Here is a 25,061-nt window from a genome sequence, read left to right as displayed (position 1 = left end):
ATTCAGTTAAAGGCACAGCCGGACATGGACAACATGGATAACTCACCAGAAACACCAACAATGACGCGATCGCAAATTCTATTTGCTATGGCGGTAACGGCAATCGTCCTTTTGATAATTGCCAAAATTTGGATGTACGCGCTATCTGTATCAATTGTGCCTCTGAACCTTTCGTTCCCAAATTTGCTATTAGGAGTTGGAATAGGTGCTGCGATTACGCTCACGAGCAGTTTGATTTATGAATTCTGGGCGGAATATCGCAAGTCAGCAGATGTCTATCTAGAAATGGTACTCAAACCTTTAGAGATGCCCGATCTGATCTGGTTGGGCTTGTTACCTGGGATTAGCGAGGAATTATTATTTCGAGGTGTTGCTCTGCCAGGTCTGGGTATGAATGCGATCGCCGTGGCGATTAGCAGTATTGTCTTCGGCAGCCTGCACATGTTTAACCTGCAACAATGGCGTTATGCGCTCTGGGCAATGGCGATCGGAGTTTGTCTGGGTACTATGACTTTACTTACTGGGAGTCTTTTCCCCGCAATTGTTGCCCATGTCCTGACTAATTCCGTGTCTGGCTTGATTTGGAAATTAAAACTGAAAAAGGGAAATATCAAAGTTGATTAGTTGGATGCATTGGAAGTGCGAGTTATGGCGGCGGTAGGGGTGCTTTGAAACATAGAGCGGCGATCGCCGTAACGCAGTAAAGCAGCGATCGCAGAGAGACGATTTGACCAGGCAGCAATGCGATAGGGGCGCTCGGTTTTCTCATCCCGCATCCAGGTAGGTAAACCAGAAGACATTTTTGTCAGCGCCGACATTGCCGTTTTGAGATTCGCTTGACTGGGTTGTTGGTTCAAGGTTGACAGTGCCTGCGATAAAGTCTCGGACTGGGCTTGCCATATTTGTAGATTCTCTCCTTTTACCAGGATGCTATCCATTTTGACTAAAGCATCCCACTCCTGTTTGAGCATGGCATAGCGCGACATGGCAGCAGCGAATGGCTTCCGGTGTGGCAGAATCTGCGAATCTTGCCCCGTCTTAGTGTATTTAAACAAACGCTCAAAACTGGGGTGCAAATGCTCGGCAGCAAACAGAGAATAGCCGCCCGATGGGAGATCTCGCACTGCCTGGATTCGATCTAACAACTCGGTGTCCTGGATATCTCTTAGCAGTACTCCTGGCAAAAAGAGCACGGGTGACTGAGTAATGCTAGCTAGAGTAGGTTGCACCTGCTGGCGGAGGAAACTGCTGGTATCGGATGCATAGGTCATCGGCACGATCAGATCCACATCCCCTTTCGCTATCCATACTTCCCAATCTTGCTGGATTGTATTCATTCTTTCCGCATTGCGCCAGGGAAATACGGCTGCGGAGATCGTCAGATCGGGTTTGAGTTGTTTCATCTCTTTCGATACGCGCGCTACAAATTGATTGACTTGTTGGGCGCGGAACTCCGTCCACATCCGCCACAATGAGGGATGATTTACGGTAATGCTGACTGGATCGACACCAGTCAAAGCTTGAAACTGGCTGCGACTGGCAACGCTAAACCCAAAATCCGCTCCGAACTCTTGACGGGGATAGCGAATATAGTCAAGATGGATACCATCGACTTTATAGCGAGTGACAATCTCTCGATAGAGTCTCAATAAATAGTCTTGCACCTGGGGATTCGCCGGATCGAGGAATGGTTTCCCTTCCGGTGTAAATATCTCACCATTTTGACTGCGATTTGCCCAGTCGGGATGAACTTCTAAAACTGGGCCAATATAGTCGGATGGTTTGCCAATCAACAGGTTATGACGGCGATTGCCAGCGCTAAATACCCATACCCAAGCATGTAGTTCCATCTTGCGCTCGTGGGCTAACTTTACAGCAGTGGCAAGAGGATCCCAGCCGCGTATAAGGGGGTTTTGTTGGGGAGCGACACTACTGGGATAAATGGGATAGCCAGCATTGACAGTTTCCAGAAAAACCGTATTAACGCCAGCCGCTGCCATGCGATCGAACACTAATGCCAGTTGACGCTCCGATCGCGCTGACACAATCGTACCGCGATCTAGCCAGATGGCTCTCACCTCTGGTAAGGCGGTTAGCGGATTCATCGGATAATCTTTGGCAAGGTTTTGTCTGATTTGTTGCCACTGCATTCTAACTTCGCCATATTTACCATCGCGGATCGAGTCTGGCATATCATTAATAAACTGTTTGGCAGCGACGATCGATGGCAGCGAACCAGGCTTACTGAAGGATGCAACCGTAGATCTACTCTGCGAATTGAGATTTGCGATTTGGGCGCTGGCAATTCCACTTTCAATCCGACCGATCGCCTCCTGTAAATCCTGACGCATGTAGGTTGCTTCGTTTGTACTAATGCGAGGTTCTGGCGTCGCGATCGCAGGTATATCGGGATTGGACTGAGTAGAGTTAACTGCGGTGAAACGGTTAACGGCAGCAGCTAACCAACTGCGATCGTAAACCTGGCGTTCCTTTGCCGTGCCCCACTGCCACCCGAGAAATAAGATGTTCTGATTAGCTAAAACTGCCGCTGAATTACCGCTCCAGGAAGCAACAGCTACGCTATTGCGGTCTGTTGCCACCAGCGTGCCCCCACTATCAACAATGGTCGTACTGACCTTGGGGATTGAGAGCGCCCATCTGTTGTCTGCTTGCGATCGCACCACCAGATTCGTCGGTTCGCCCAAATGGCTGCTCCAATATCCCCCCAAGAGACTGCGCAGTTTAGCCTGAACGTCAGGTGTAGATTTACGTCCGAGCGAGCCAGTAACGATTAACTTGCCGCCACTGGCAACCCATTCTTTTAAGACCTCCACTTGAGCGCTGGAAATAGTTTCCAGGTTGGGTAGCAGTAGAAATCCCACATCGCTAAGTGCTTGCTTGTTGAGATTCTCTAGAGATAGGACTTTGTAATTAGTTCCCTGTAGGGTTGTAGCGATATTAGTCCACTCCACCGTACTATCTCGCACTACGGTCACAATTTGAGACTGGACTGGGAGTGGCGATCGCCTAGTGAAATTGGTAGTTGAATTGGTAAGCGGCTTGGTAATTGGATTAATTGCAGGAAGAGATGTTTGGGCTACTTCTAGTTGCGGGGATGCGACTTCTATTTGCCGATCGTTAATTTCTGTTGGTTGAATCTCAGCAGTTGCAGGTAGGGAATACATACCGGATGCCAGTACCGTACTTAGAAATGCAAGTTGGCAAAAAAAACTTTGTCGCATTGAAGACCTCGCTTTGATTGGATTATGGGGGTTGGGGGTATAAACTAGACTCGCTAAATTATCTCATTAACAGGGAAGCGATCGATCAACTGAATGGCGCGTTTGGCATTTTGAATCAGTTGATTTGACAAATGCGGAACATAGGGAATTTGACAGAGTATATCCAATGTCCGTCGCAATATTCTCACGAGATCGCCCTCATCTAGATTAGTACGACTGCATAGATCTACCCACTCCATCCCCAGCGCCCACTGCTCGACAACTCCAACCAGTTCGTATTCCAACCACACGGGAATCAGTAAGGAGTGGCGGCGTTGTCTTTGAATTAACTGTCGCTTAATATCGTGCAGATTTCCCAAAACTTCTTCAACTACAGGCGAGATGCCCAAGTTTGTCCAGGTATCGGGGCGGCTGTTTTCCGTCACGATCGCAGCGCAAACCGTTGCCAAATGATGCGGGGCTAATTCATCTAGTTCGCCGGATAACAAAGATAGAGCCAGCCATAGTTCGTTATCCCCTCTGAGCGATGCGGCAACCTTACCGGACTCAGTAGGTTCCACACCATTCAGGTAGCCAAAGCTCTGCAACACCTGCACCAAGCTCATAAACTCCTGCCAGTACTTTTGTCGCCTCTGATCGAGCACGTTACGTTTGAACTCGATCTCGCGCTTGAGTTGCTCTAGCCTGCGGATCTTTTTGATCGTATGGCTGCGATTTTCCCATGTTTCTACAGGATGGCTCGCTAGCCTTGTTTCTAGAACCAGTACTCGATCGCTCTGGCGCTGCACCTCGGGTGCGTCCGGCGGCATCTCCAGCGCAGGCATGCGTGCGGCAATTTCGGCGCTGAATTCGTCCCCACTGCTAACTTGACCGGGTTTGACGACCAGGTCAGGCGGGAACGTAATTTCCGTGTCGAGCCATGCACCTCCTATAAGGACGACTTCTTTGTAAGTAATCGCATACCAGCGATTATCTTGCCCGAGGCAAACCAGCCAGGGAAATTTACCCGAACCGGGCAACTTGGCAGCTAAGACTGCTGGAACTAGAGTACCCTTGGGAGACCTGATTGTTACAGTGGTGCCCGTAAGCATAAACGGTACGTGCGTTGCTAGTTCGTGGAGCCTTACCTCTTCTGCTTGATGAGCAAGGGTTTTGAGCAATCGTCGCTCTTCTCGCAGGTGTTCGCGCAGTTTTTCATAGTCATCCAAGAGGCCGATCTCTATACCAGCTAGTTCCTGTTCTAACCGCTCTATTTCCAGTCTCACAGCATCCAGGTTTTGCTGTTGCGGCAGCAATACGATATCGGCAAGGTATTGCCCAAAGCTGCGCTCGATTAATTCCCTCGCCTGTTCGATGGTATGGGTTTGCAGCAAGTTCAGCACCATGCCATAGCTGGGAGTAAATTGACTCACGAGCGGATCGGGGGTGGCAGTGGAGAGATAGGCAGCTTCTTTTGCTCCCTCAAATGGGGTTTGCATCGTCACCACATAACCAATTTCATCCATGCCGCGCCGACCGGCACGTCCGGCCATTTGCAGAAATTCCGAGGCGGTAAGCAGGCGATGCCCGCGATCGGTACGCTTGGAGAGACTGGCGATCGCGGTGGTGCGAGCTGGCATATTAATCCCAGCCGCCAGGGTTTCCGTTGCAAATACAACCTTAATTAACCCCTGTTGAAACAATTCTTCTACCAAACCTTTCCAAGCTGGCAAAATACCAGCATGGTGGGCGGCAACTCCTCGGTAAAGTGCTTCCACTTGACCAGTGCGCCCTGCTTCTGGATTTGCCTCTAAAAAAGCATCGATCTGTTGTTTGAGCTGGCGCGCTTCCTGCTCGTTTACTAAAGAGAGATCGCCTAAATCGGCAACGGCGCGATCGCACCCGCGCCGACTAAAAATAAAGTAAATAGCAGGCAGCATATCTCTTTGTTGGAGTTGCGAGAGCACGAAGAGCAAGCCAGGCGCTTCCTGCCGCATGGATCTGCGCTTACCATCTGTCTGAGTATTCGCCATTTTCTTGAAACGCAGATTTTGCTGCCTTAGCTTGGGGTGCAGCTTTTTTTGAGTTTCATCTAGTAGGGGAAACAGTCCTTTAGGATTGCAGAAGTAGAACTGTAGGGGTACGGGACGAAAATCGGAGTAGATCAACTGCGTCGCACCATGGACGCGCTCGATCCAGTCAGTGAGCTGAGCGCTATTTTCGACCGTGGCAGATAGTGCCACTAGTTGAATCTCTGGAGGACAGTAGATAATTGACTCCTCCCATACCGTGCCCCGCTGGTAGTCGTTCATATAGTGGCATTCGTCTAAAACCACTGTTTCTACGCCTTGCAAGGATGTGCCTACTTCACCAATCAGCGTGCCGTAGAGCATGTTGCGAAAGATCTCCGTTGTCATCACCAAAATTGGGGCATCGCGATCGATCGAGATATCACCCGTCAGGAGTCCGACTTGTTGAGTGCCAAAGCGATCGCGAAAATCTCGAAATTTTTGGTTGGAGAGAGCTTTGAGCGGCGTGGTATAAAATACGCGACGATTGCGAGCTAAAGCACGATAGATGGCATATTCCCCCACCAGAGTTTTACCAGAACCAGTAGGAGCGCAGACCACTACAGACTTACCCGCTTCCAGTGCTGCGATCGCATCTTCTTGAAATGGATCTAACGGGAAAGGGAATAGCTGGTTGAGGGGTAAAGAATTCACGTGAATGCGTCGCAATGAAGGTTTCGGCTTATCTATGATAACCTTAAGCATGAAAAGCTCAGCGGATCGACATTTTTATAGTGCTGCATATCGGTACTGGCTTGCCTTTCGGTCTTTTTTCCAGTTTGTGTCTCGGTCTATGCCTCCAACTGAGTGGGGTATTGATGCCTGTAGCCAGAGCCGAAACATCGGAACGCCAACCAACCTATATAAATAAGCGGGTTTGCCCAGCTACATTTCCCGAGCTATCGACCGCGATCGCCAAAGATTTGCAAGGCTACCTGACCCGCACCTATACGCGGCTTGGGTTTAAGTCACAGGTAGTGGCAGTAGGTTTGCCTGAAATCGAGCCATTGCCAACAGTCGAGAGCGATCGCCCGAGCGCCTCAAGCAAAAGCGCAAACGATCCTGCTGCCACAGAGGCCGATCCGAAGCAAATGTTTATATCGCTACTAGAACGACCCGCTGGCAAATTAGAAACTACTAAAAAAGCCTACTGGTTGTTTTTGACGAATACGCGGCGAGGCTGGAGTCTGGCTATGGTATTTACGCGCATTGGCAATGCCCCGCCCCAAGATGTGAGCGATGGCGCGATCGCCAATGCCGTCCGCACCTGGTTGCGCGACTATTGCGATCGACATTGATCGCCCCCCAAACCCCTGCGGCATCGCCCAACCCCCAACACCCAACCATCACCCCTCGGTACGGGTTTGGCATTTGTTCGATAATCTTTGCATCAAACCAAAGAATTCATGACAAATGCTAAACCCCTGCGGCATCGCCCAACCCCCATTACCCATTACCCAAACCCCATCACCCAAAAACTCTTTTATGTAATCCCTAGGAAGTATTACAATACGTTAACGACAAAATTTTTTCCCGTTGAGCAATTTTTAGGTTCCAAAATTCATGAGCAAAGTTTACGAATGGTTTGATGAGCGCCTGGAGATCGGTGCGATCGCAGAGGATGTAACCAGCAAATACGTACCTCCCCACGTCAACATCTTTTATTGCTTGGGCGGGATCACCCTCACCTGCTTTTTAATCCAGTTTGCTACTGGATTTGCCATGACTTTCTACTACAAACCCACTGTAGCTGAGGCATTTGATTCTATCCGCTACCTCATGACCGAAGTTAACTTTGGTTGGCTGATTCGTTCGATTCACCGCTGGTCGGCCAGCATGATGGTACTGATGATGATCCTGCACGTATTTCGCGTTTACCTTACGGGTGGATTCAAGAAGCCTCGCGAACTAACCTGGGTCACAGGCGTAATTCTAGCCGTCATTACTGTTTCCTTTGGCGTGACTGGCTACTCTCTACCTTGGGATCAAGTTGGCTATTGGGCGGTAAAAATTGTATCCGGCGTACCAGAAGCAATCCCCATTGTTGGCGGTACGATCACTGAATTACTACGCGGGGGCGTTAGCGTCGGTCAAGGTACGCTCACTCGTTATTACAGCCTGCATACCTTTGTATTGCCCTGGTTAATTGCCGTATTCATGTTGGCTCACTTCCTAATGATTCGCAAGCAAGGTATTTCTGGCCCCTTGTAAGTTCTAGCTGTGAGTCCGCGCCGCAGATTCGCGCGCTGTCAAACTGTTAGAGTTTTGGCAGGCTGTTAGAATTTTGGAGTTGCTGGTTCTACACTGGCAATTCTTAGTACGATAAATAGCTCGATAACTAGCCATTTAAACTAGCAACTTTAAGAGAAGGAGATCGCTACCCCATATGTCCAAAATTGAAAAGTTACCAGATCTTAACGATCCAGTTCTCCGCGCCAAGCTAGAGAAAAATATGGGTCACAACTACTACGGCGAGCCAGCTTGGCCAAATGACTTACTATACATTTTTCCCGTAGTAATCTTGGGTTCGATCGCTTTATGTGTAGGTCTTGCGGTACTCGATCCCGCCATGATTGGCGAGCCTGCTAACCCGTTTGCTACGCCGCTAGAAATTTTGCCTGAGTGGTATTTGTATCCAGTATTCCAGATTTTGCGTGTCGTCCCCAATAAACTGTTGGGCGTTGTGCTGATGGCTTCCGTGCCTTTAGGTGTCATTCTCGTACCGTTCATTGAGAATGTGAATAAGTTCCAGAATCCTTTCCGCCGTCCGGTGGCAACTGCAATTTTCCTATTCGGTACCTTCTTCACCATCTACCTAGGTATTGGCGCAACATTACCCATCGCCAAATCCTTAACCTTAGGTCTGTAATTGAGTAGACATTTCAATTTTTTCTTTAAAGCCATCGGCTATGCCGATGGCTTTAAGTTTGGGCGTATGATTGGGATCGATCGACAGGATCGTGACTTTTAGAATGAACATAAGCGATCGCATCCGCCAGGGACACGCCCAAAATCGGATACGGGCACTACCACCACCGGGTAACGCGCCGTTTGGTTACAAACGCGGCAAGGATCGGTATGTCATCGATCGCACCAATGCCCCAATCGTGCGCGATTTCTTCGAACATTTCCTGTTGTATGGTTCCCTGCGCGGTGCGGTTAGGCATATCGCTCAAAGGTTTAATAAAGTAATTGCCGTTTCCACCGGCAAAGCCTGGCTCACCAATCCGGTCTATCGCGGTGACCTGGCCTACCAGGCAGTCGATCCGCCCCAGGTCATCCGCAATACGCATAAGTCTTTACTCTCGCGAGACGAGGCCGCACAAATAGATCGCTTACTGAGGCGAAATCGGTCGTTGCCAAGCCGTACTGCCAGTGCGAAGCGATCGCTAGCTGGTTTAGCGATCTGCGATCGCTGTAATGGCAAAATGACAGTTACTTCCACGACCTCGCGGGCTTTGGGCAAGAGCAAAGCTAAACAAAAGTCATATCTTTATTTGCGCTGTCACGACTGTCCTGAAGTACCAAAATGCAAAGCACTCGACTACGAACGGGTCTTAGAACGAGCGATTGACAAAATTTGCCAGGATTTACCTAGCGCCGTTAGCGGCGTGGGGATGTCAGGGTTGGGTACGCTTAAAGAGCAACTCGAAGCAGCGATCGCCAAAAAGACCAGCGTAATCGACCAGATCCCCGCGCTCGTGCTTTCTGGCATTCTCGATCGAGAAACCGCCGATCTGCGTATATATAATTTACGCACGGAAATCGCGACGATCGAAGATCGACTGGCACAACTACCGCCCACAAACCTAGCAGCGATCGCGCAAACAATTTCTATCCCGCAGTTCTGGTGGGATCTCTCGGAGTCAGAGCGGCGTTTTTATTTTCGCGAATTCATTCGGGCGATCGCCCTCGATCCTAAAAGCCCAGATTGGAACCTGCACTTAGTTTTTGTATTTTGAAGGAAGTCTGGAACCTAATAATCTCTATAATGATTTTTAAAAGCTATTTTTGACAGAAGTTTTAGGAGAGCCAAATATTTATGGAAGTTAATTCATTAGGGCTGATTGCTACCGCACTAGCAGTATTTGTACCCACCGTATTTTTACTCATTCTTTATATTCAAACCGCAAGCCGTCAAGAAGCTGGTGGCAAGTAATTAGAAATAGAAATTCATTCCGCGATCGAGAAGTTCCCTAAGCATAGCTCAAGGGAACTTCTCTGTTTGTAAAACGATGCTCTGTAACTCTCATGCGATCGCTGCGCTCGGGCTACAATAACCAGTAATCCTCAGCATTTACCTCCTATGCTCGCGATCGACCTAGCTGCCAGTCCTAAGATCGCCTGGGAAAAACTTCCCGACGATTTTGTCTTGCCCGACAACCCCGTGGATAACATTAACCAACCGCTCTTGGCCAGCGCTCTCACCGACAGCTTAGCTATAGCTGGCAGGCTATCTGAAACGACCCTAACACCAACCAACTACGCCATCTGTGCCACACTGGACGGTCAGTATGTTGCCAAAGCACCTGACTGGGCGTTTATCCCAGAAATTCGCGTCTCGCGGCAGGAAATAGATCGCAGTTATACGCCTAATTTACAAGGCGATATGCCAGCCATTGTGATGGAATTTCTGTCAGATGCAGATGGCAGCGAGTATTCCACCAAACCCACCTACCCCCCTGGTAAGTGGTTTTTCTACGAAGAGATCTTGCAAGTTCCCTACTATGTCATTTTCAATCCCAGCAATGGAATATTAGAGGTGTATCGCCTGGACGAGTCAGGTCGCTACCGCCTGCAAACCGCTGCTGAAAACGGACGATTCCAGATCGAATCTCTAAAACTGTTTCTGGGAGTTTGGCAAGGAACGCGAGATAGCCGCACGGGTTACTGGTTGCGCTGGTGGGACGAAGAAAGCAACCTGTTGCTGTGGCGATCGGAGTTGGTCGAAGAGGAGCGCCAACGTGCCGAACAGGAATACCAACGCGCCGAAAGGGAATACCAACGTGCCGAGCAAGAGCGCCAACGCGCCGAACAAGCTGAAGCCGAGGTAGCAGAACTTCGCCAGCGCTTGCGCGAGGCTGGCATCGAGTGAATAGACCTCTTGCAAATTAGCCAACTGAGGAGCCTTGAGAGCGTTCAAAATTGTAGAGACCAGCAATTAGATTGCAACGCAAACCAAAGCGGTGACGACGATTGCGATAGCGTCCAGATAAGATGCGGAAGATCTTCAAGCGGCGATTAACATGCTCAATGCCAACCCGTTGGCGCGCAAGTTGGCGGTTGAACGCTTTCTGCTCAGGCGTAAGCTGACCACCTTTCGGTTTCTTGTGGGGTAAGCGGCAGTAGAGATGCAGTTTCTGGATGCCTTGATAACCCTTGTCCTGCAAACTCTCGGTTTGAGGATGGAAATGGATGCCAGAAGCTTTGAACAGCTTGAAATCATGCCGTCGCCCCTTGCCGAAAAACGTACAGATAATCTGCCCAGTAAGAGCGTCAATTATGAGTTGACATTTGAGCGTGTGCCCTTTCTGTTTGCCGCTATAAAAGGCACGTTGGTGCCGCTTAGGACGCTCAATGCGAGTTTCAGTCACATCAACGATCGCGACTGTAGGTATCCCAAAGCCCCGCACCAACTGGCGCTTCCCAGGTAGTCGAAAGCGACGTGAGCGGATTAAAGTCTCCTCTACCCAATGCACTATTCGACAAACTGTAGACTCGCTGATGCCCCAACTAGTGGCGATGTGAAAGTAGGTGCGATATTCCCGCCAATACTCGAAGGCAACCAATATGCGGTCTTCTAGTCCGAGTTTAGGCTTGGCTCCAGGTGTTGGCGTTGCTCGCCACTCTGGTTTAAGCACTTTCACAATTGCTTTGAACGTATTAGTCTCGATACCAAATCGACGCTTAAAGTGTGCAGCAGGTAGGGTTTGCGCTATTATATAGTTCATCATCAGGACGCTTTTTCGTTATTGCTATGTCCTGATATTTTCCTATCTTGGGGTTCTTTGGCAACTCAACCTCAACCTAATCTGCAAGAGGTCTAATGTAAAAAATCGGTCATCGTTTTAAGGCGATGACCGAGGCTAACAATCTTCACGTAACAAATTTTGGTATTGCTTCAGCAGCCCTAAGGTGCGAGAGCATTACCACGGAGTAGACTACCGATCGTTTTAGCGGTAATCTTCAACTGCACAAAAGGATTCGCCGGTACAACTGTCTTATAGAGATAGCTGTCAAAGGTCATCTTCTGTACATCTTTATCGGCACACATCTCCACAAAGGCTTCCCGCGTCGCGTCAGAGCTATAGAAAACCTTTTGCAGAATATCCAGGACCTTGTAGGTCATGCCATATTTCTTGTCCCAGCGCTTGAGATATACCTTGAGATCTGCCTCGGTGGGAATGCGCGTGTTGTTTTGTGAAAACTCCACGATCGCTTCGGCACACATGCGACCCGACTTCGCAGCAAAGTAAATGCCTTCACCGCTGGACTTGGTGACGTAGCCCGCCGCATCGCCAACGAGGGCAACTCTACCCACAACCCGCCGAGGTCTGGGATGCTCGGGGATTGGATGCGCTTCAATTTTGATCACTTCACCACCCTCAATGCGGTTGTGGGCGCGGTTGCGAATACCTTCTTGCAGTTTCTTAATATCGCGCTGATGCACCTTCATGGTGCCAGTGCCAACGGCAACGTGATCGTATTTGGGAAATACCCAGGCATAGAAGTCAGTGGAAACGTCGTTACCGACGTACATCTCAGCCAGATCCTCGTAATATTTCATCTTGTCAGGCGGGATCCTGATGCGTTCCTGGAAGGCGATCGCATAGTTATAGTCGCCTGCGTCGATCGCTTTGGCTACGACCGAGTTAAACCCATCGGCACCAACGATCAGATCTACTTCTTGCGATCGCATGACACCTTCTGGCCCACCTCCGGACATATCGGCGTAGGTAATTACATAGGGTTGGTTGCCATTATTGTTAATTTTGATATCCAGCACGCGACCGTTGATTAGCTTTGCGCCCAGAGCTGCTGCGCGATTGCGTAGAAAGCTATCTAAAATTTCGCGGCGACACATGCCGATATATTCATTCGGGTTCTCAATGGCAATATCTACCTCTACATTGCTAGGCGATATCATTTTCATCCTACGGACGCGGCGATCGATAATTTCAGCAGGTAATTGGAACTCATCTACCATGCATAAAGGAATAGCTCCACCGCAGGGCTTGGCATTATCTAACTTGCGCTCGAATAAGTAAGTTTCAATACCAGCCTTAACTAAGGTTTCAGCCGCACAAGAACCAGCAGGTCCACCACCTACAACAGCAACACGTAATGTCAAAAGATTTGCTCCTAAACCTAATTAAGTATCGTTAAAGTTGTTTTAGAAATGTTATCACTGCCCATGCGCAGGACTCACGATCTAGTGATGAATGTTAACAAACTGCCCCACAAGCAGCTAATAGTAGCTAAGTTATATTAGGGATAGAGTTTAGAGCGATAGAAAAACTGTGACATTAGCGGTTAAGGTTGCCCCCGAGCAAGTATTAGAAGAAGTATTAGCTAAAACTAAATCGCATACTGAGTCTGCCGAAGCCTATTACATCAGTAGCGACGATACGCCAATTGAGTTTGAAAACAATCGCCTCAAAAGCGTACAGGCTAAATCGCAGCAAGGTGTCGCTTTGCGCGTAATCGCCAACGGCAAAATTGGTTTTGCTAGCTCCACCGATCTATCGCGCCTGGACGAGTTAGTTGCCGCAGCGGTGCAAACTGCTGCAATTGGCGAAGTTGCCGATTTTGAATTTGCCTCGGATCTGCGAGTGCAGGAAGGCGATACTGCCAAAAACATGCCGAGTACGGATCGCCTTGTCGATGTGGGGAATCGCTTAATTTCCCAGGTACTGGCCTATAATTCCGATATTCTCGTGAGCGTAGAGTTTCACTTGCGATCGCGTCGGATCGCGATCGCCACCAGTAGCGGGGTGCTGGCAACCAGTCGCAAGCAAACGAGCAGCGCCACCCTGGGCGGTAATTTAGTTAAGGGCGAGGACTTTCTCCAGGCCTATAGCTACGATGTCGTCTCCGGTGGCGAACCAGATTACGATCGCATCTTGGCGCAGGTATTACAGAAATATCGCCATGCGGAGCGATCGGCAGAGATTAGCAGCGGTAACTTACCAGTTTTATTTACGCCCCGCGCCGTCACCAGCACCATCGGCGGTCTGTTTGACACTGTCCTGTCCGGTCAAGCAGTAACCCAGAAAGCCTCTCCCCTTGCAGACCGCGTCGGTGAAACCCTATTCGATCCGCGTCTGAGCATTCTAGAAGATCCAACCATAGGCGTTTCGGCTTGCAGTTTTGATGATGAGGGTACGCCGACGCAAACTAAAACGTTTATCGATCGCGGTCGAGTGGAAGGATTCTACTGGGATCGGCGCTGGGCGGCGCGATCTGGGCGACAATCCACTGGCAACGGCTTTAGAGGAGGCATATCGCGCCCATCTCCCAATACAATTAACCTGTGCTTTGCCCCCGGTCAGACCAGCTATGCCGATCTGATTGCTGGTATAGAGGAGGGCATAATTGTCGATCAGGTTTTGGGTGCCGGACAATCAAATCAATTGGCAGGGGAATTTTCTGTTAATCTCGACTTAGGGTTTAAAGTCGAAAAAGGTGAAATTGTCGGGCGCGTCAAAAATACTATGGTAGCTGGCAGTATTTTCGAGGCTTTCCAAAATATGGTGGATCTCAGTAGCGAGACCGAGTGGGTAGGTGGTAGCGCCCTCATGCCAGCCATTCTCTTCGCTCGACTTGGTGTAGCAGCTAGGGGTTAGGTTTTAGGAGGTGAGAAACTCCCCATGGAGCAGATTTTAGATCGTATTGCCTGTGGCATTATTCAAATCGCCGTAGAGGGAGAGAAACTCAACTTGCTGAAAGTTAATTCCGCCTTCAGTCAGATGCTTGCCATGCCGTCGCAGGATCTAGAGGGACGAGATCTAGATAAACTACCACCGCAATTGGAGCAATCGGAATTTGGGCGATCGCTGCTTACCCATACCCAACAATGTCAATCGCGCAACCAACCAGTTAGCTATACAGAATTCTTGGAACGGGACGGCACATTTTATACAATCGCCACAACGCTTTCACCCGTACTTGATGCCGAGGGGCACGTCTATCAAATCATCGGCATTTGTCAGGATTTACATCAGCATGTAAATAAACAAGACGTGCAGGACTGGCACAGACAGATCCAGGCAGAGCGGTTTGCCCACCTGATCGAGAAAACCAGCGACGCGGTTATTGTGGTGGATCGCGAAGGTAAGGTGCAGTATGTCAATCAGGCGGCGGAAACCCTCTTTAACCGTCCCGTCTCCGAATTGGTCGGCGAAATATTTGGTCTCCCCGTGATTTCTGGCGAACGCACCGATGTTGACATTATTCGTAAGGGAGGGGAGCCAGCCGCAGCGGAAATGCGAGTAGTCGAGACAAAGGGGGAGGGGGAAATTGCCTATATCGTTGCTTCATTGCGAGATATTACCGAACGCAAACAAGCTGAAGAGTCGCTCAAATTACGCGAAAGGGCGATCGCTGCCAGTAGTAACGGCATTATCATCACCGATACCAGACAGAGCGACAACCCAATTATCTATGCTAACCCTGGTTTCGAGCGCATTACTGGTTATAGTGCGGCTGAAGTACTCGGTCGCAATTGTCGATTTTTGCAAGGACAGGAACACAACCAACTGGGCTTAACGGAACTGCGCAATTGCATTCGCGAGCAACGGGAATGTCATGTAGTTCTTTCCAACTATCGCAAGGATGGCTCGCAATTCTGGAACGATCTGTACATATCACCTGTATTCAACGAGTACGGGGAATTGACTAACTATGTTGGCGTGCAAAATGATATTACCGAGAGAGTAAAAACGGAGTTGGAGCTATACGAGAGCGCGGCTCGCCTCAGCACGATTCTGACAACGGTCAAAGAAGGGATCACCTTTAGCAATGAATGGGGACATTTTGAGGTGTTCAATCCTGAGATGGAAAACATCACCGGCTACACCATGCAAGAAGCCAATACCTGCGGTGATTTTACCAGCCTGCTATATCCCGACCCCCACGATCGCCATGTAGCCCTGGAACGCCTTGCCCTCTTCGATCGCCCAGGTGCTACCAGTGAAGTGGAAACCACTATTTGCACCAAGAGCGGCGAGCGCAAAAACGTCTTAGTTTCCACTTCAGTCGTATCCTACAAAGGTCAGAAGATGTTTTTGAGCGCGTATCACGATATTACCGAGCGCAAGCGCAACGAAGAGAAACTCCGTCACCAAAGAGAGCGCGAACATTTGCTTAACGCCATTACCCTGGAAATTCGGCGCGAGTTAAACCTGGAAAAAATTCTCACGACTACAGTGGCGGAAGTACGAAAACTACTGCATTCAGATCGGGTGGTGATCTATCAATTTCGACCGGATTGGGGTGGTGGGGTGGTGGTAGAATCAGTGCTCTCCATTGCCGATTCCATCTTAGGTGTCTCCATTAGCGAACCCGTTTTCAATCAGGAATACATCGAAAACTATCGACAGGGACGCACCAGCACCATAGACGACGCTCTGACTGCCAATATCAGCGATTGCTATCGCCAAATGTTAGAGCAATTTAAAATCAGAGCTAATCTCGTAGTTCCGATTGTTTTTGGTGAAAGGCTATGGGGATTATTAGTAGCGCACCAATGCCACGAGCCGCGATCGTGGCAGAAGTTTGAGGTGGAGTTGCTCAAGCAAATTGCCAACCACGTTGCGATCGCCATTCAACAGGCAGAACTCTATCAAGAAAGACAAGTTCTCAATACGGAGCTACAGGTACTCAATGCGGATTTAGAAAGGCAGGTGGCGGAACGAACGGCACAATTGGAAATGCAGCAACAAGAACTACGACAATCTTTAGAGAAAGAAAAGGAATTGGGCGAGTTAAAATCGCGCTTTGTCTCGATCGCCTCCCATGAGTTTCGCACGCCGTTAGCTACAATTCAAGCGGCTAGCGACTTGCTCAAACATTACAGTCATAAAATGACAGAACAAAAGCGCATAGAGCGACTTGATAAAATTCAGGCAGAAGTGAAGAATATGACATCTTTGTTAGAGGAGGTCTTAATTATTGGTAAGGCCGAGGCTGGGAAGCTAGAGCTACATCCCACATCCGTCGATTTGAGGGAATTTTGCCACAATATTATCGACGATGCCTATCATTCGCTCGGCACCAAGCACCAGATCGATTTCTCTAGTGAAGGGGAATGTTATAACGCCGTGGTGGATGCTAAATTGCTCCGCCAGATTATTGATAACTTAATTTCTAATGCGATTAAATATTCGCCCCAGGGAGGTGAGGTCGGTTTGCATCTGGTTTGTCGGCCCGAGCAAACTATTATTAAAATTAGCGATCGCGGGATCGGCATACCTCCAGAAGACATTAACCAAATCTTTGATTCTTTTTATAGATCGGGAAACGTTGGTAATATTTCGGGAACGGGTCTGGGGCTAACCATTGCCAAAGCCTCCGTAGAGCTACACGGTGGCAGTCTAACTGTTGAAAGTGAAGTTAATGTCGGCACTACTTTTACAGTCAGGATCCCGAATAAAATAGCTAATATGCAGATTTCCTAGCGCCATCATTACACAATCGATATGACTAAGATTCTAGTTATTGAAGATATGGAATCGCTCCGCGAGGAGATGATCGAGGCACTCTCCTATGAAGGTTTTGATGTCATTGGGGCGGAAAATGGAGTTGTGGGGGTGAGATTAGCGCTAGAGCATCTACCTAATTTGATTGTCTGCGACGTGATGATGCCAGAGCTAGATGGCTACGAGACGCTCGCCACTCTCCGCCGAGAACCCTCAACAGCTACTATCCCATTTATTTTCCTTACTGCTAAAGCTGATAAAGCGGATATGAGACAAGGGATGGAATTGGGGGCAGATGATTATTTAACCAAACCATTCACGATCGAGGAACTGCTGAGCGCGATCGCGGCTCGCTTAAAGAAACAGGCAACCCTACAAGAACGAGTCGAGCGGGAGCTCAAACAAACTGAGTCCAGGATGACATATCTGGCTCAACATGATGACCTCACTAACCTGCCAAATCGCTTGCTGTTCCACGACCTGCTGCAACAGGCAGTTGCCCAGGCTGCGACACAAAGGCAGAACCTTGTGTTGGGGTTCCTGGATATCGATCAGTTCCATATCATTAACAACACCTTGGGTCACGATATTGGCGATCTGCTGCTGCAAGCCCTAGCTCGGCGCTTGCAAGACAAGCTGCCTCCTCCTCATCTAGTGGCACGCTTGAGGGGTGACGTGTTTGCCATCATCTTGGTTAACTTAGTTAATCCTGAAGAAGCGGAACTTAAAAATATGGCACAGAATATCCTTGATTTTGTGTCACTTCCCTATAAAATCTACGGCCACGAAATATTTACTACTGCTAGCTTAGGTCTTACTGTATATCCCAACGATAGCTTGGAAGTAGATGGCCTGATTAAAAATGCTGATACGGCGATGTACTATGCTAAGGAGGCGGGCAGAAATAGCTACAAGTTCTACACGTCAGAGTTGAACGCCAAGACAGCCGAGGTGATGGCTCTGGAAAATAGTTTGCGCCGCGCACTCGATCGCCAAGAATTTCGTCTATTTTATCAACCCCAGTTCTCTCTAGCTACAGGTAAGATAGTTGGTGCCGAGGCATTATTGCGCTGGCAACACCCAGAATTAGGCATAATCGCACCTAGTAAGTTTATCCATTTAGCTGAAAACTCGGGCTTAATTCTGCGGCTGAGCGAATGGGTAGTGCATACTGCTTGCGCTCAGTATGCGGCATGGGAGGCATCTGGGGTAAAGCTCAACCGCCTTGCCATCAATATTTCAGGCCAGCATTACCGCCAGGGAAATCTCATCGATCTGTTGAAAGAAATGCTCGGCAAGTACAACTTTCAGCCTCAAAGCTTGGAATTAGAGATTACAGAGCGGGTAATCACTAAAGATGCAGATGTGACGCTGCCAGTGCTTTCAGAATTGAGACACATGGGTTTGCGCATCGCGATCGATGACTTTGGCACGGGCTTCTCATCGCTCAGCTATCTCAGAAATTTTCCCGTAGATACAATCAAAATCGATCGCTGCTTTGTACGAGACATTACCACAGATAAACATGATGCCGCGATCGCGATGGCGATTATCGATTTAGCCCACACTCTCTCGCTTACCACGGTCGCAGAAGGTGTAGAAACTCAAGGTCAACTTGATTTCCTCAAGCAAAATCAGTGCGATCGAATTCAGGGAGTTCTATTTAGTCATGCTGTCCCTGCCGAACAACTGGAGCGGATGCTACTAGAGGATAAATGTTTCTTCGAAGGGGTTTAGGTGGTTTGGTTGCGATCGCTAGGTATTGTGTCCAGAAGATTCTCGAACAGCGCAAGAATCGATAAAAAGTAGCAGTAATCTAAAAGATATATTAAGCAAAGCTTCCTATACTACAAAAAAATTGGGTAGTATCTCACCTTTGAAATTTTATGTCATGAAAAAGAGAGTCTTCAGTCTAATTTCGATTGCATTAATCGCTTTAGCGATCGCGATCGCACCTACCGTTATCGCACAACCAAAGCCTAATGCTCCAGGCTCTCCTCTACTGTTACAGGAAGCAGAGCGACAACTGTCATTGATGCGTACTTCGCACTATCAACATCGCACTGATATAGATGATACAACTGGGCGATTTAACTACGATTGTTCCGGCTTCTTAGATTACACGCTACAGAGAGTATTGCCAGCAGCCTATGCCGAGTTACCCATTTCTAAAAGAAGTTCTAAGCGCCCACTTGCTCAGGATTTTCATGCAATGTTCGCGCGCTTTGCTAAAAGGTCTACCAATTGGGAGCGCGTTCGCAAAGTAGATCTCATCCAGGCGGGTGATATTGTGGCGTGGTTGCGCCCACCTGAGAGCGATAGTACCAATACCGGTCACGTGATGGTAGTGAAAGCTCAGCCAATCGTCAATCCCAAACAGTCAGATGAATTCCTCGTATCGGTAATAGATTCCACCACTTCTCCTCATGCACGGGACAGCCGCCGTAAGGGTCAAACTGGTTTGGGTTCAGGTGTAATCGGATTGATCGTTAACAGCAAGGGCGAGCCTATTGCTTACCACTGGAGGGGAGGCGAATCTAAGCGTGAAGAAAAAACTCCCATCGCTTTTGGGAGAATTCTCGGGCATCATAATTAAGTAGGTGATGAGAGTTACTCGTTCTATAGCGTTTTGCAATTGAGAAAGGGGTTAGTTTATGGGGTGAAGGGGTAGAACCCCTTCTTGGGGGTGTTGCCCCTTCACCCCCTTCTCGTTTTCATCTGAAAACCGCTATAGCAGGCAGTCTATAATTGGAATAGACATGAATGGTAAAAGTGACAATGCAGTCTGACAAATCTCCAAGGGTTTACACGCCTCAAGAGTTGGTGGATCTATTTCCACATTCACCGCTTTTAACGAGCTACTCAACGCCCTGGCAAAACATTAAAATGGCTTATATGCGTCAGCCGGCATATGAAATGCCGGAAGTTTGCACTACGATACATAACATTCTTATCTATACGAATCCTCATTCAGCAGAGCGCACTATAGATGGCATCACTATGAAGGAATCAGTCGCTCCTGGAAACATCGCCATTATTCCTGCGAATCTATCTCATAGACGTTGTTGGAAAGATAATTTGGAAATAATTGCAATCGGACTAGAGCCTTCTCTATTTGCCCATTTGCTTGATGATGCAACAGTTAGTACTGCAACAGAACTAGTGCCTCAGTTTGCAACGCCAGATCCTTTAACATATCAAGTTGGTTTATCACTTAAAACTGTTTTCGAACAAACCCCGATTGGCAGTCGATTATATGCAGAAACAACTGCGACAATGCTGGCAGTGCATTTACTTCAATACTACGGACGACGAAAGCCAGAATTCAAAGACTATACAGATGGATTACCTCAATTCGCTTTGCGTCAAGTGGCTGACTATATCCAAGCGAATCTCGATCGCGACTTGGGTTTAGCAGAACTGGCAGCGATCGCACACCTGAGTCCCCACTACTTCGCGCGATTGTTCAAGCGATCGATGGGATTAACCCCACATCAGTTCGTATTGCGCTGTCGAATAGAACGGGCGAAAACCTTGCTATTAAATGGAAAAGATACGATTGCCGATATTGCCCAACAAGTGGGATTTGCCAATCAAGCACATCTTAGCGTTCATGTCAAGCGTTTGCTCGGCGTAACACCCAAAACGATCCGCTCGCAAGGTAAGAATTGGTAAAAGGTGCGATAACTTAAAAGATTCAGGCCGAGGCTATACCTCTAGTCATTTTATTCCAAAATGTTTTCGATTTTCTACAGTTGAGCTTCAAGCCCATGTCAACCTGGAACCCCGATCTTTACCTACAATTTGCCACCGAAAGAACGCAACCATCAATCGATTTGGTCGGACGCATTCAAGTGGCGAACCCAACTCGGATCGTTGACTTGGGGTGTGGGCCGGGTAACAGTACTGCCATTCTGCGGCAGCGTTGGCCGAATGCGGAAGCGATTGGTCTCGATCGCTCTGCAGAAATGATCGCTGCTGCGTCCAAAACTTATCCATCTGCACGTTGGCTCCTGGCAGATATTTCCACCTGGACTGCGGATACCCCATTTGACATTGCATTCTCCAATGCAACGTTGCATTGGTTGCCAGACCACGCGTGGTTGTTTCCGCATTTACTCGCACAAGTTGCGCCCGATGGGGCGTTTGCGGTTCAAATCCCCGCCAGAGATCTGTCTCCCTTGCGTCAAGTGATATTGGAAGTGGCAAGCGATCCGCAGTGGGATCGGAGGATGGATAAAGCGCGACAAGCGCAGACGAGAGAAAAGCCCTCATTTTATTACGACGTGCTGCAACCGATCGCGTCGCGGATCGATATTTGGGAGACGGAGTACTATCACGTTATGGACAGCCCGAAAGCTATCGTCAATTGGTGTCGCGGCAGTGGCTTGCGTCCTTTTTTAGCAGCGTTAGAGAGCGAAGCGGAAAAGCTGCGTTTCGAGCAACTTATCCTGGAAGGATATACAAAAGCATATCCATGCCAGAAAGACGGACGCATTTTATTCCCCTTTCGCAGGTTGTTCGTTATTGCTTACCGTTGAGCGATCGCAAAAATAGCTCAGAAGGTAAGTTTTGCCAATCGGGTGCATTTGAACGTTTATATCAAACGGTTGCTCGGCGTTACACCCAAAATGATTCGCGAACAGAGCAAGAATCGATAAAAAATTGCGAGAATCGGAAAGATGAATACTACACGCTCTCCTATGCTGATAGTAACTCAGGGAAGGAGGTGAAAATGACAACCCTGCGCATCTTCTTTTACACCCGCACTCGCTATCGAGAGGAGATATAGCCGTAGACAGATCTGTTAGGACAGGGGGTGTGGGGGCTGCGCCCCCACGCAGGGGTTCCACCCCTGCACCCCGTCCTAAGCCTATTGGCTATAGCTATACAACCCGAGACCTCGGTTTTCAATACAAACATGCAGGAGTTTTTTCAGCGTGTGGGCAACATTTGAGGTCTTCAGACCAAAGGCAGGCTCAACCCAAACGAATCATTTCAACAGATTCGCTTGCCGTACTACCAACTCGATCGAAGTTGCCAGCAGTCAGGCATTGATTCGCTATCTGGAAGTTCCAATTCCAATATTTTAAATCGATAATCTAAAGGAGAAATACTATGCCTATACAAGGTAAAACAATGGAATCCAACCTGCAAACTCAAGTTACTCCCGAGCACATTATGCAGTTTGTTTTTGGCTATGCGCCTTCCCTCATTCTCGAAGTTGCCCTCCATCATCGTGTCTTTGACGTGCTAAATAATACTTCTAAGACTATCGAACTGGTAAGTGAAGAAACCGGAGCATCCGCGCGCGGACTGCGTGCTATCATGAATGCCCTGGTCGGACTGGCTCTGCTATCTAAAGATGAGGAGCAACGCTACAGCCTGACCCCAGAGAGCAGCGCTTTTCTCGTCAGTACACAACCCAGCTTTCTCGGCGGGCTACTGCATCACACAGTTAGGGGACTTTTGCCCCAATGGATGCAGTTATCCGAAGTCGTGCAGACGGGTAAACCTACTATTGCTGTGAATCGAGAGACAATCGGCGCGCCTTACTTTGAAGCATTCGTCCCCGCACTTTTCCCCGCAGCATATCCGTCTGCGAAAGTGCTGGCAAACACGTTGGGCTTGGGTCATGTCGAACAGCCGATATCAGTATTAGATTTAGCGGCAGGCTCTGGTGTTTGGGGTATTGCTCTGGCACAAGCCTCTCCTCAAGTGAGAGTGACAGCAGTTGACTGGGCAGACGTGATTCCTGTCACGCAGAGAATTGCCGAGCAGCATGGGGTCGGCGATCGCTTTCAATATCTTGCAGGCGATCTATTGGAAGTGGACTTCGGCTTCGGCTACCAGGTTGTTATCTTGGGACAAATCCTGCATAGCGAAGGGGAAGTGCGAAGCCGCCTTTTGCTGGAGAAGGTTTTTGCCGCACTTGCGCCAAGCGGTACGATCGCGATCTCCGAATGGCTGACGAATAGCGATCGCACGGGGCCGTTAAATGCCCTGATTTTCGCCGTGAATATGCTCGTCCATACCGATCGGGGCGATACCTTCTCTACAGAAGAGATTAGCGGTTGGTTGAGCGACAAAGGATTTATCGACATCCGAACTGTAGAAATTCCGGGACCTTCGCCACTGATATTAGCGACTAAGCCGCATTAATAATCGCGAGTGCAAATCTATAGCAGTTTTCACTTGAGAACGGGTTTTATTTTTGGGGTGAAGGGGTTCCACACGGCAGTGGCTCTAGCGGGGAACCCCCAAGACCGCCCTGCCTCCCCTTCTTGGGGGCAACGCCCCCAAACCCCCTACTCTTTCCGATCTGAAAACCGCTATATCTCATTCAACTAATTCACTCAAGGATTGGAGATTAATACCATGAATTTCTTAGATTTAACTAATGGCAATGACTCTTTCGTTCTCGAGCCAGGCCAAGCGAATGGGGCGGTCGTGCGCGGTCTCGCCGGTAATGACACCATCTTTGGCTCGGAGGATGCAGAGAATATTCAAGGTAATGACGGCAACGACGACATTATTGGCGGTGGAGGTATGGATACGCTCAGCGGTGGTGCTGGCGATGACACTTTGACAAGCCTTAACGATAGCATCACTCTTTTTGGCGGGTCGGGCAACGATTTTCTCTTTGGCGGTACTGGAGACGATATTCTTCATGGTGGTAGAGGAACGGATAATGTTGATGGTGGAGGTGGTAACGACACTCTTGACGGTGGTTTGGGAGTTCGCGATTTATTAATAGGTGGGGCCAGTCACGGCAACGATGTATTTATTCTAAGAGGCAATAATACTTTTGCCGACCCATCATCCGCCGCTGAGATCTTTGACTTTAACCCAGACACTGACGAGATCGGACTTACTGGTGGTGTAAGTGAAGGAGATTTGTCATTAGTGGCTGACGGAGACAATACTCTAATCAGATTAGGTGTCTCGGGAGAATATCTGGGTGTAGTTGATGGCGTATCTCCAGAGAAAATTGCGGGACATTTTATCAGCGCGTAACAGTAATAAATCACTCTTGTTAAAGTAATTTATCCCGCATAATGGGCAGATTCCAAAGCCTGCCCTGTCCCATTCTAAAGCGATCGCATCAGGGCAAGTGAATCTCCAACACTGTGGTAGTACACTGAATCTGTGGTTACTGTTGTTTTGCAAGCTCTGCCTTCATTAATTTCGTCATGTCTGGCCACAAAGCTGAGACATACATTACCGAATTATTCAGGTTAAGGCAAATTCGGGTATTGGCGGAAATTGGGCTTGCGCTTCTCTAGGAAAGCTTGCTTGCCCTCCTGGGCTTCAGCAGTCATGTAAAAAAGTAACGTGGCATTGCCTGCCAATTCTTGAATGCCTGCCTGACCGTCGCAGTCAGCATTCATAGCAGCCTTGAGGCAGCGAATGGCAAGGGGGCTTTTCTCTAATATTTCCTGTGCCCAAGCAATTCCTTCGGTTTCAAGCTGCTCGACGGGTACGACTTTATTGACTAAGCCCATTTCTAAGGCCTCTTGGGCATTATATTGACGGCACAAATACCAAATTTCCCGCGCCTTTTTCTGCCCTACAATGCGGGCAAGATAGGAAGCACCGAACCCGCCATCGAAGCTGCCCACCATCGGGCCAGTTTGCCCAAAAATAGCATTATCGGCAGCGATCGTTAAATCGCATACTACATGAAGAACGTGCCCCCCACCAATCGCGTAGCCAGCCACTAAAGCAATCACGGGCTGGGGCATCGTCCGAATTAGTCTTTGCAAATCTAAAACGTTGAGGCGCGGTACGCCATTTTCCGAGATGTAGCCACTTTCTCCTCGCACTTTCTGATCGCCACCAGCGCAAAAAGCATACTTACCGTCAGAGGCAGGCCCGGCTCCAGTGAGTAAAACCACACCAATGTCGGTATCCTCGCGGGCATCTGTAAAAGCCCGAATCATTTCTGAGATTGTTTGTGGGCGAAAGGCGTTGCGCACATGGGGACGATTAATCGTCACCTTAGCCATGCCATCGGCCTTGTGATAGAGAATATCCTCAAACCCGGCAACTAGCTGCCAATCAGTCATTTT

At 48.8% G+C, this 25,061-nt stretch carries 22 protein-coding genes; 16 read left to right on the top strand and 6 right to left on the bottom strand.

Going from position 1 to position 25,061, the window contains the following annotated elements; genetic code table 11:
- Positions 1 to 24 precede the first annotated feature (24 nt).
- Positions 25 to 624, top strand: a complete 600-nt coding sequence (locus tag PSE6802_RS0110805; RefSeq protein ID WP_019500081.1) for a CPBP family intramembrane glutamic endopeptidase — start codon at positions 25 to 27, stop codon at positions 622 to 624.
- Here PSE6802_RS0110805 and PSE6802_RS0110800 read toward each other — a convergent pair.
- Both PSE6802_RS0110800 and PSE6802_RS0110795 read right to left on the bottom strand, forming a co-directional pair.
- The gene (locus PSE6802_RS0110800; protein WP_019500080.1) at positions 621 to 3,242 is read right to left on the bottom strand and encodes a family 10 glycosylhydrolase; all 2,622 of its coding nucleotides are present in this window, start codon (positions 3,240 to 3,242) and stop codon (positions 621 to 623) included. The two genes, PSE6802_RS0110805 and PSE6802_RS0110800, sit on opposite strands and share 4 nt — an antisense overlap.
- 53 nt (positions 3,243 to 3,295) lie before the next feature.
- A complete protein-coding gene (locus PSE6802_RS0110795) occupies positions 3,296 to 5,995 on the bottom strand; it encodes a DEAD/DEAH box helicase (protein ID WP_019500079.1) in 2,700 nt (899 codons plus the stop codon).
- A 29-nt stretch (positions 5,996 to 6,024) separates the two neighbouring features.
- On the opposite strand from PSE6802_RS0110795, the gene PSE6802_RS0110790 reads away from it, so the two are divergent.
- The 3 genes from PSE6802_RS0110790 to petD all read left to right on the top strand — a co-directional run bounded on the left by PSE6802_RS0110790 (position 6,025) and on the right by petD (position 8,159).
- Positions 6,025 to 6,588 carry a hypothetical protein gene (locus PSE6802_RS0110790; protein WP_156815488.1) on the top strand — a complete coding sequence of 188 codons (564 nt, stop codon included), beginning with the start codon at positions 6,025 to 6,027 and terminating at the stop codon, positions 6,586 to 6,588.
- Positions 6,589 to 6,853: 265 nt separating this feature from the next.
- The gene (gene petB / locus PSE6802_RS0110785; protein WP_019500077.1) at positions 6,854 to 7,501 is read left to right on the top strand and encodes a cytochrome b6; all 648 of its coding nucleotides are present in this window, start codon (positions 6,854 to 6,856) and stop codon (positions 7,499 to 7,501) included.
- A gap of 175 nt (positions 7,502 to 7,676) precedes the next feature.
- Positions 7,677 to 8,159 (top strand): cytochrome b6-f complex subunit IV, encoded by a 483-nt coding sequence (petD, locus tag PSE6802_RS0110780; protein WP_019500076.1) that lies wholly within the window; start codon positions 7,677 to 7,679, stop codon positions 8,157 to 8,159.
- Here petD and PSE6802_RS35310 read toward each other — a convergent pair.
- Positions 8,148 to 8,270, bottom strand: coding sequence for a hypothetical protein (locus PSE6802_RS35310; RefSeq protein ID WP_263970340.1), 123 nt, complete (start codon positions 8,268 to 8,270; stop codon positions 8,148 to 8,150). The two genes, petD and PSE6802_RS35310, sit on opposite strands and share 12 nt — an antisense overlap.
- Between PSE6802_RS35310 and PSE6802_RS0110775 the strand changes: the two genes are divergently transcribed.
- The 3 genes from PSE6802_RS0110775 (at position 8,263) to PSE6802_RS0110765 (ending at position 10,385) form a co-directional block, all read left to right on the top strand.
- A complete protein-coding gene (locus PSE6802_RS0110775; RefSeq protein ID WP_019500075.1) occupies positions 8,263 to 9,252 on the top strand; it encodes a recombinase family protein in 990 nt (329 codons plus the stop codon). The genes PSE6802_RS35310 and PSE6802_RS0110775 overlap by 8 nt on opposite strands.
- A gap of 80 nt (positions 9,253 to 9,332) precedes the next feature.
- Positions 9,333 to 9,449: a photosystem II reaction center protein PsbM gene (psbM, locus tag PSE6802_RS0110770; protein WP_019500074.1), complete on the top strand. Its 117-nt coding sequence runs from the start codon at positions 9,333 to 9,335 to the stop codon at positions 9,447 to 9,449.
- Positions 9,450 to 9,596: 147 nt separating this feature from the next.
- On the top strand, positions 9,597 to 10,385 hold the full coding sequence (locus tag PSE6802_RS0110765; RefSeq protein ID WP_019500073.1) for a Uma2 family endonuclease: 789 nt from the start codon (positions 9,597 to 9,599) through the stop codon (positions 10,383 to 10,385).
- Between the two features lie 16 nt (positions 10,386 to 10,401).
- Here PSE6802_RS0110765 and PSE6802_RS0110760 read toward each other — a convergent pair whose 3' ends face one another.
- On the bottom strand, positions 10,402 to 11,241 hold the full coding sequence (locus PSE6802_RS0110760) for an IS5 family transposase (protein ID WP_019498088.1): 840 nt from the start codon (positions 11,239 to 11,241) through the stop codon (positions 10,402 to 10,404).
- A 179-nt stretch (positions 11,242 to 11,420) separates the two neighbouring features.
- Complete coding sequence (gene chlP / locus PSE6802_RS0110755; protein ID WP_019500072.1) at positions 11,421 to 12,641, bottom strand: geranylgeranyl reductase; 1,221 nt, start codon at positions 12,639 to 12,641, stop codon at positions 11,421 to 11,423.
- Between the two features lie 169 nt (positions 12,642 to 12,810).
- Between chlP and PSE6802_RS0110750 the strand changes: the two genes are divergently transcribed.
- The 9 genes from PSE6802_RS0110750 (at position 12,811) to PSE6802_RS28545 (ending at position 24,006) form a co-directional block, all read left to right on the top strand.
- Complete coding sequence (locus PSE6802_RS0110750) at positions 12,811 to 14,136, top strand: TldD/PmbA family protein (RefSeq protein WP_019500071.1); 1,326 nt, start codon at positions 12,811 to 12,813, stop codon at positions 14,134 to 14,136.
- A gap of 24 nt (positions 14,137 to 14,160) precedes the next feature.
- Complete coding sequence (locus tag PSE6802_RS28550) at positions 14,161 to 16,968, top strand: sensor histidine kinase (protein WP_019500070.1); 2,808 nt, start codon at positions 14,161 to 14,163, stop codon at positions 16,966 to 16,968.
- Between the two features lie 21 nt (positions 16,969 to 16,989).
- Positions 16,990 to 18,726 carry a putative bifunctional diguanylate cyclase/phosphodiesterase gene (locus tag PSE6802_RS0110740; RefSeq protein ID WP_019500069.1) on the top strand — a complete coding sequence of 579 codons (1,737 nt, stop codon included), beginning with the start codon at positions 16,990 to 16,992 and terminating at the stop codon, positions 18,724 to 18,726.
- Positions 18,727 to 18,880: 154 nt separating this feature from the next.
- Complete coding sequence (locus PSE6802_RS0110735) at positions 18,881 to 19,585, top strand: hypothetical protein (RefSeq protein WP_156815487.1); 705 nt, start codon at positions 18,881 to 18,883, stop codon at positions 19,583 to 19,585.
- Positions 19,586 to 19,752: 167 nt separating this feature from the next.
- Complete coding sequence (locus PSE6802_RS0110730) at positions 19,753 to 20,664, top strand: AraC family transcriptional regulator (protein WP_019500067.1); 912 nt, start codon at positions 19,753 to 19,755, stop codon at positions 20,662 to 20,664.
- A gap of 95 nt (positions 20,665 to 20,759) precedes the next feature.
- The gene (locus PSE6802_RS0110725; RefSeq protein ID WP_019500066.1) at positions 20,760 to 21,530 is read left to right on the top strand and encodes a methyltransferase domain-containing protein; all 771 of its coding nucleotides are present in this window, start codon (positions 20,760 to 20,762) and stop codon (positions 21,528 to 21,530) included.
- Positions 21,527 to 21,781 carry a hypothetical protein gene (locus tag PSE6802_RS0110720; RefSeq protein ID WP_019500065.1) on the top strand — a complete coding sequence of 85 codons (255 nt, stop codon included), beginning with the start codon at positions 21,527 to 21,529 and terminating at the stop codon, positions 21,779 to 21,781. Before PSE6802_RS0110725 ends, PSE6802_RS0110720 begins: the two co-directional genes overlap by 4 nt.
- 326 nt (positions 21,782 to 22,107) lie before the next feature.
- The gene (locus PSE6802_RS0110710; RefSeq protein WP_202950699.1) at positions 22,108 to 23,151 is read left to right on the top strand and encodes a methyltransferase; all 1,044 of its coding nucleotides are present in this window, start codon (positions 22,108 to 22,110) and stop codon (positions 23,149 to 23,151) included.
- A gap of 216 nt (positions 23,152 to 23,367) precedes the next feature.
- Entirely contained in the window at positions 23,368 to 24,006 is a 639-nt protein-coding gene (locus tag PSE6802_RS28545; RefSeq protein WP_019500063.1) for a calcium-binding protein, read from the top strand.
- A gap of 221 nt (positions 24,007 to 24,227) precedes the next feature.
- On the opposite strand, the gene menB is transcribed toward PSE6802_RS28545, so the two are convergent.
- Complete coding sequence (gene menB, locus PSE6802_RS0110700; RefSeq protein ID WP_019500062.1) at positions 24,228 to 25,058, bottom strand: 1,4-dihydroxy-2-naphthoyl-CoA synthase; 831 nt, start codon at positions 25,056 to 25,058, stop codon at positions 24,228 to 24,230.
- Positions 25,059 to 25,061: the final 3 nt, after the last annotated feature.

Source organism: Pseudanabaena sp. PCC 6802, from assembly GCF_000332175.1.
Classification (GTDB): Bacteria; Cyanobacteriota; Cyanobacteriia; order Pseudanabaenales; family Pseudanabaenaceae; genus PCC-6802.
Note: the sequence above shows the minus strand (reverse complement) of the source record. Positions and strands in the feature narration are given on the sequence as shown.

What these genes read in the sequence shown, in the direction of transcription:
- PSE6802_RS0110805 (WP_019500081.1), top strand. Translation starts at nt 25, where the DNA reads ATGGACAACATGGATAACTCACCAGAAACACCAACAATGACGCGATCG.
- PSE6802_RS0110800 (WP_019500080.1), bottom strand. Translation starts at nt 3,242, where the DNA reads ATGCGACAAAGTTTTTTTTGCCAACTTGCATTTCTAAGTACGGTACTG.
- PSE6802_RS0110795 (WP_019500079.1), bottom strand. Translation starts at nt 5,995, where the DNA reads ATGCTTAAGGTTATCATAGATAAGCCGAAACCTTCATTGCGACGCATT.
- petB (WP_019500077.1), top strand. Translation starts at nt 6,854, where the DNA reads ATGAGCAAAGTTTACGAATGGTTTGATGAGCGCCTGGAGATCGGTGCG.
- petD (WP_019500076.1), top strand. Translation starts at nt 7,677, where the DNA reads ATGTCCAAAATTGAAAAGTTACCAGATCTTAACGATCCAGTTCTCCGC.
- PSE6802_RS0110775 (WP_019500075.1), top strand. Translation starts at nt 8,263, where the DNA reads ATGAACATAAGCGATCGCATCCGCCAGGGACACGCCCAAAATCGGATA.
- PSE6802_RS35310 (WP_263970340.1), bottom strand. Translation starts at nt 8,270, where the DNA reads ATGTTCATTCTAAAAGTCACGATCCTGTCGATCGATCCCAATCATACG.
- psbM (WP_019500074.1), top strand. Translation starts at nt 9,333, where the DNA reads ATGGAAGTTAATTCATTAGGGCTGATTGCTACCGCACTAGCAGTATTT.
- PSE6802_RS0110765 (WP_019500073.1), top strand. Translation starts at nt 9,597, where the DNA reads ATGCTCGCGATCGACCTAGCTGCCAGTCCTAAGATCGCCTGGGAAAAA.
- PSE6802_RS0110760 (WP_019498088.1), bottom strand. Translation starts at nt 11,241, where the DNA reads ATGAACTATATAATAGCGCAAACCCTACCTGCTGCACACTTTAAGCGT.
- PSE6802_RS28550 (WP_019500070.1), top strand. Translation starts at nt 14,161, where the DNA reads ATGGAGCAGATTTTAGATCGTATTGCCTGTGGCATTATTCAAATCGCC.
- PSE6802_RS0110740 (WP_019500069.1), top strand. Translation starts at nt 16,990, where the DNA reads ATGACTAAGATTCTAGTTATTGAAGATATGGAATCGCTCCGCGAGGAG.
- PSE6802_RS0110735 (WP_156815487.1), top strand. Translation starts at nt 18,881, where the DNA reads ATGAAAAAGAGAGTCTTCAGTCTAATTTCGATTGCATTAATCGCTTTA.
- PSE6802_RS0110730 (WP_019500067.1), top strand. Translation starts at nt 19,753, where the DNA reads ATGGTAAAAGTGACAATGCAGTCTGACAAATCTCCAAGGGTTTACACG.
- PSE6802_RS0110725 (WP_019500066.1), top strand. Translation starts at nt 20,760, where the DNA reads ATGTCAACCTGGAACCCCGATCTTTACCTACAATTTGCCACCGAAAGA.
- PSE6802_RS0110710 (WP_202950699.1), top strand. Translation starts at nt 22,108, where the DNA reads ATGCCTATACAAGGTAAAACAATGGAATCCAACCTGCAAACTCAAGTT.
- PSE6802_RS28545 (WP_019500063.1), top strand. Translation starts at nt 23,368, where the DNA reads ATGAATTTCTTAGATTTAACTAATGGCAATGACTCTTTCGTTCTCGAG.
- menB (WP_019500062.1), bottom strand. Translation starts at nt 25,058, where the DNA reads ATGACTGATTGGCAGCTAGTTGCCGGGTTTGAGGATATTCTCTATCAC.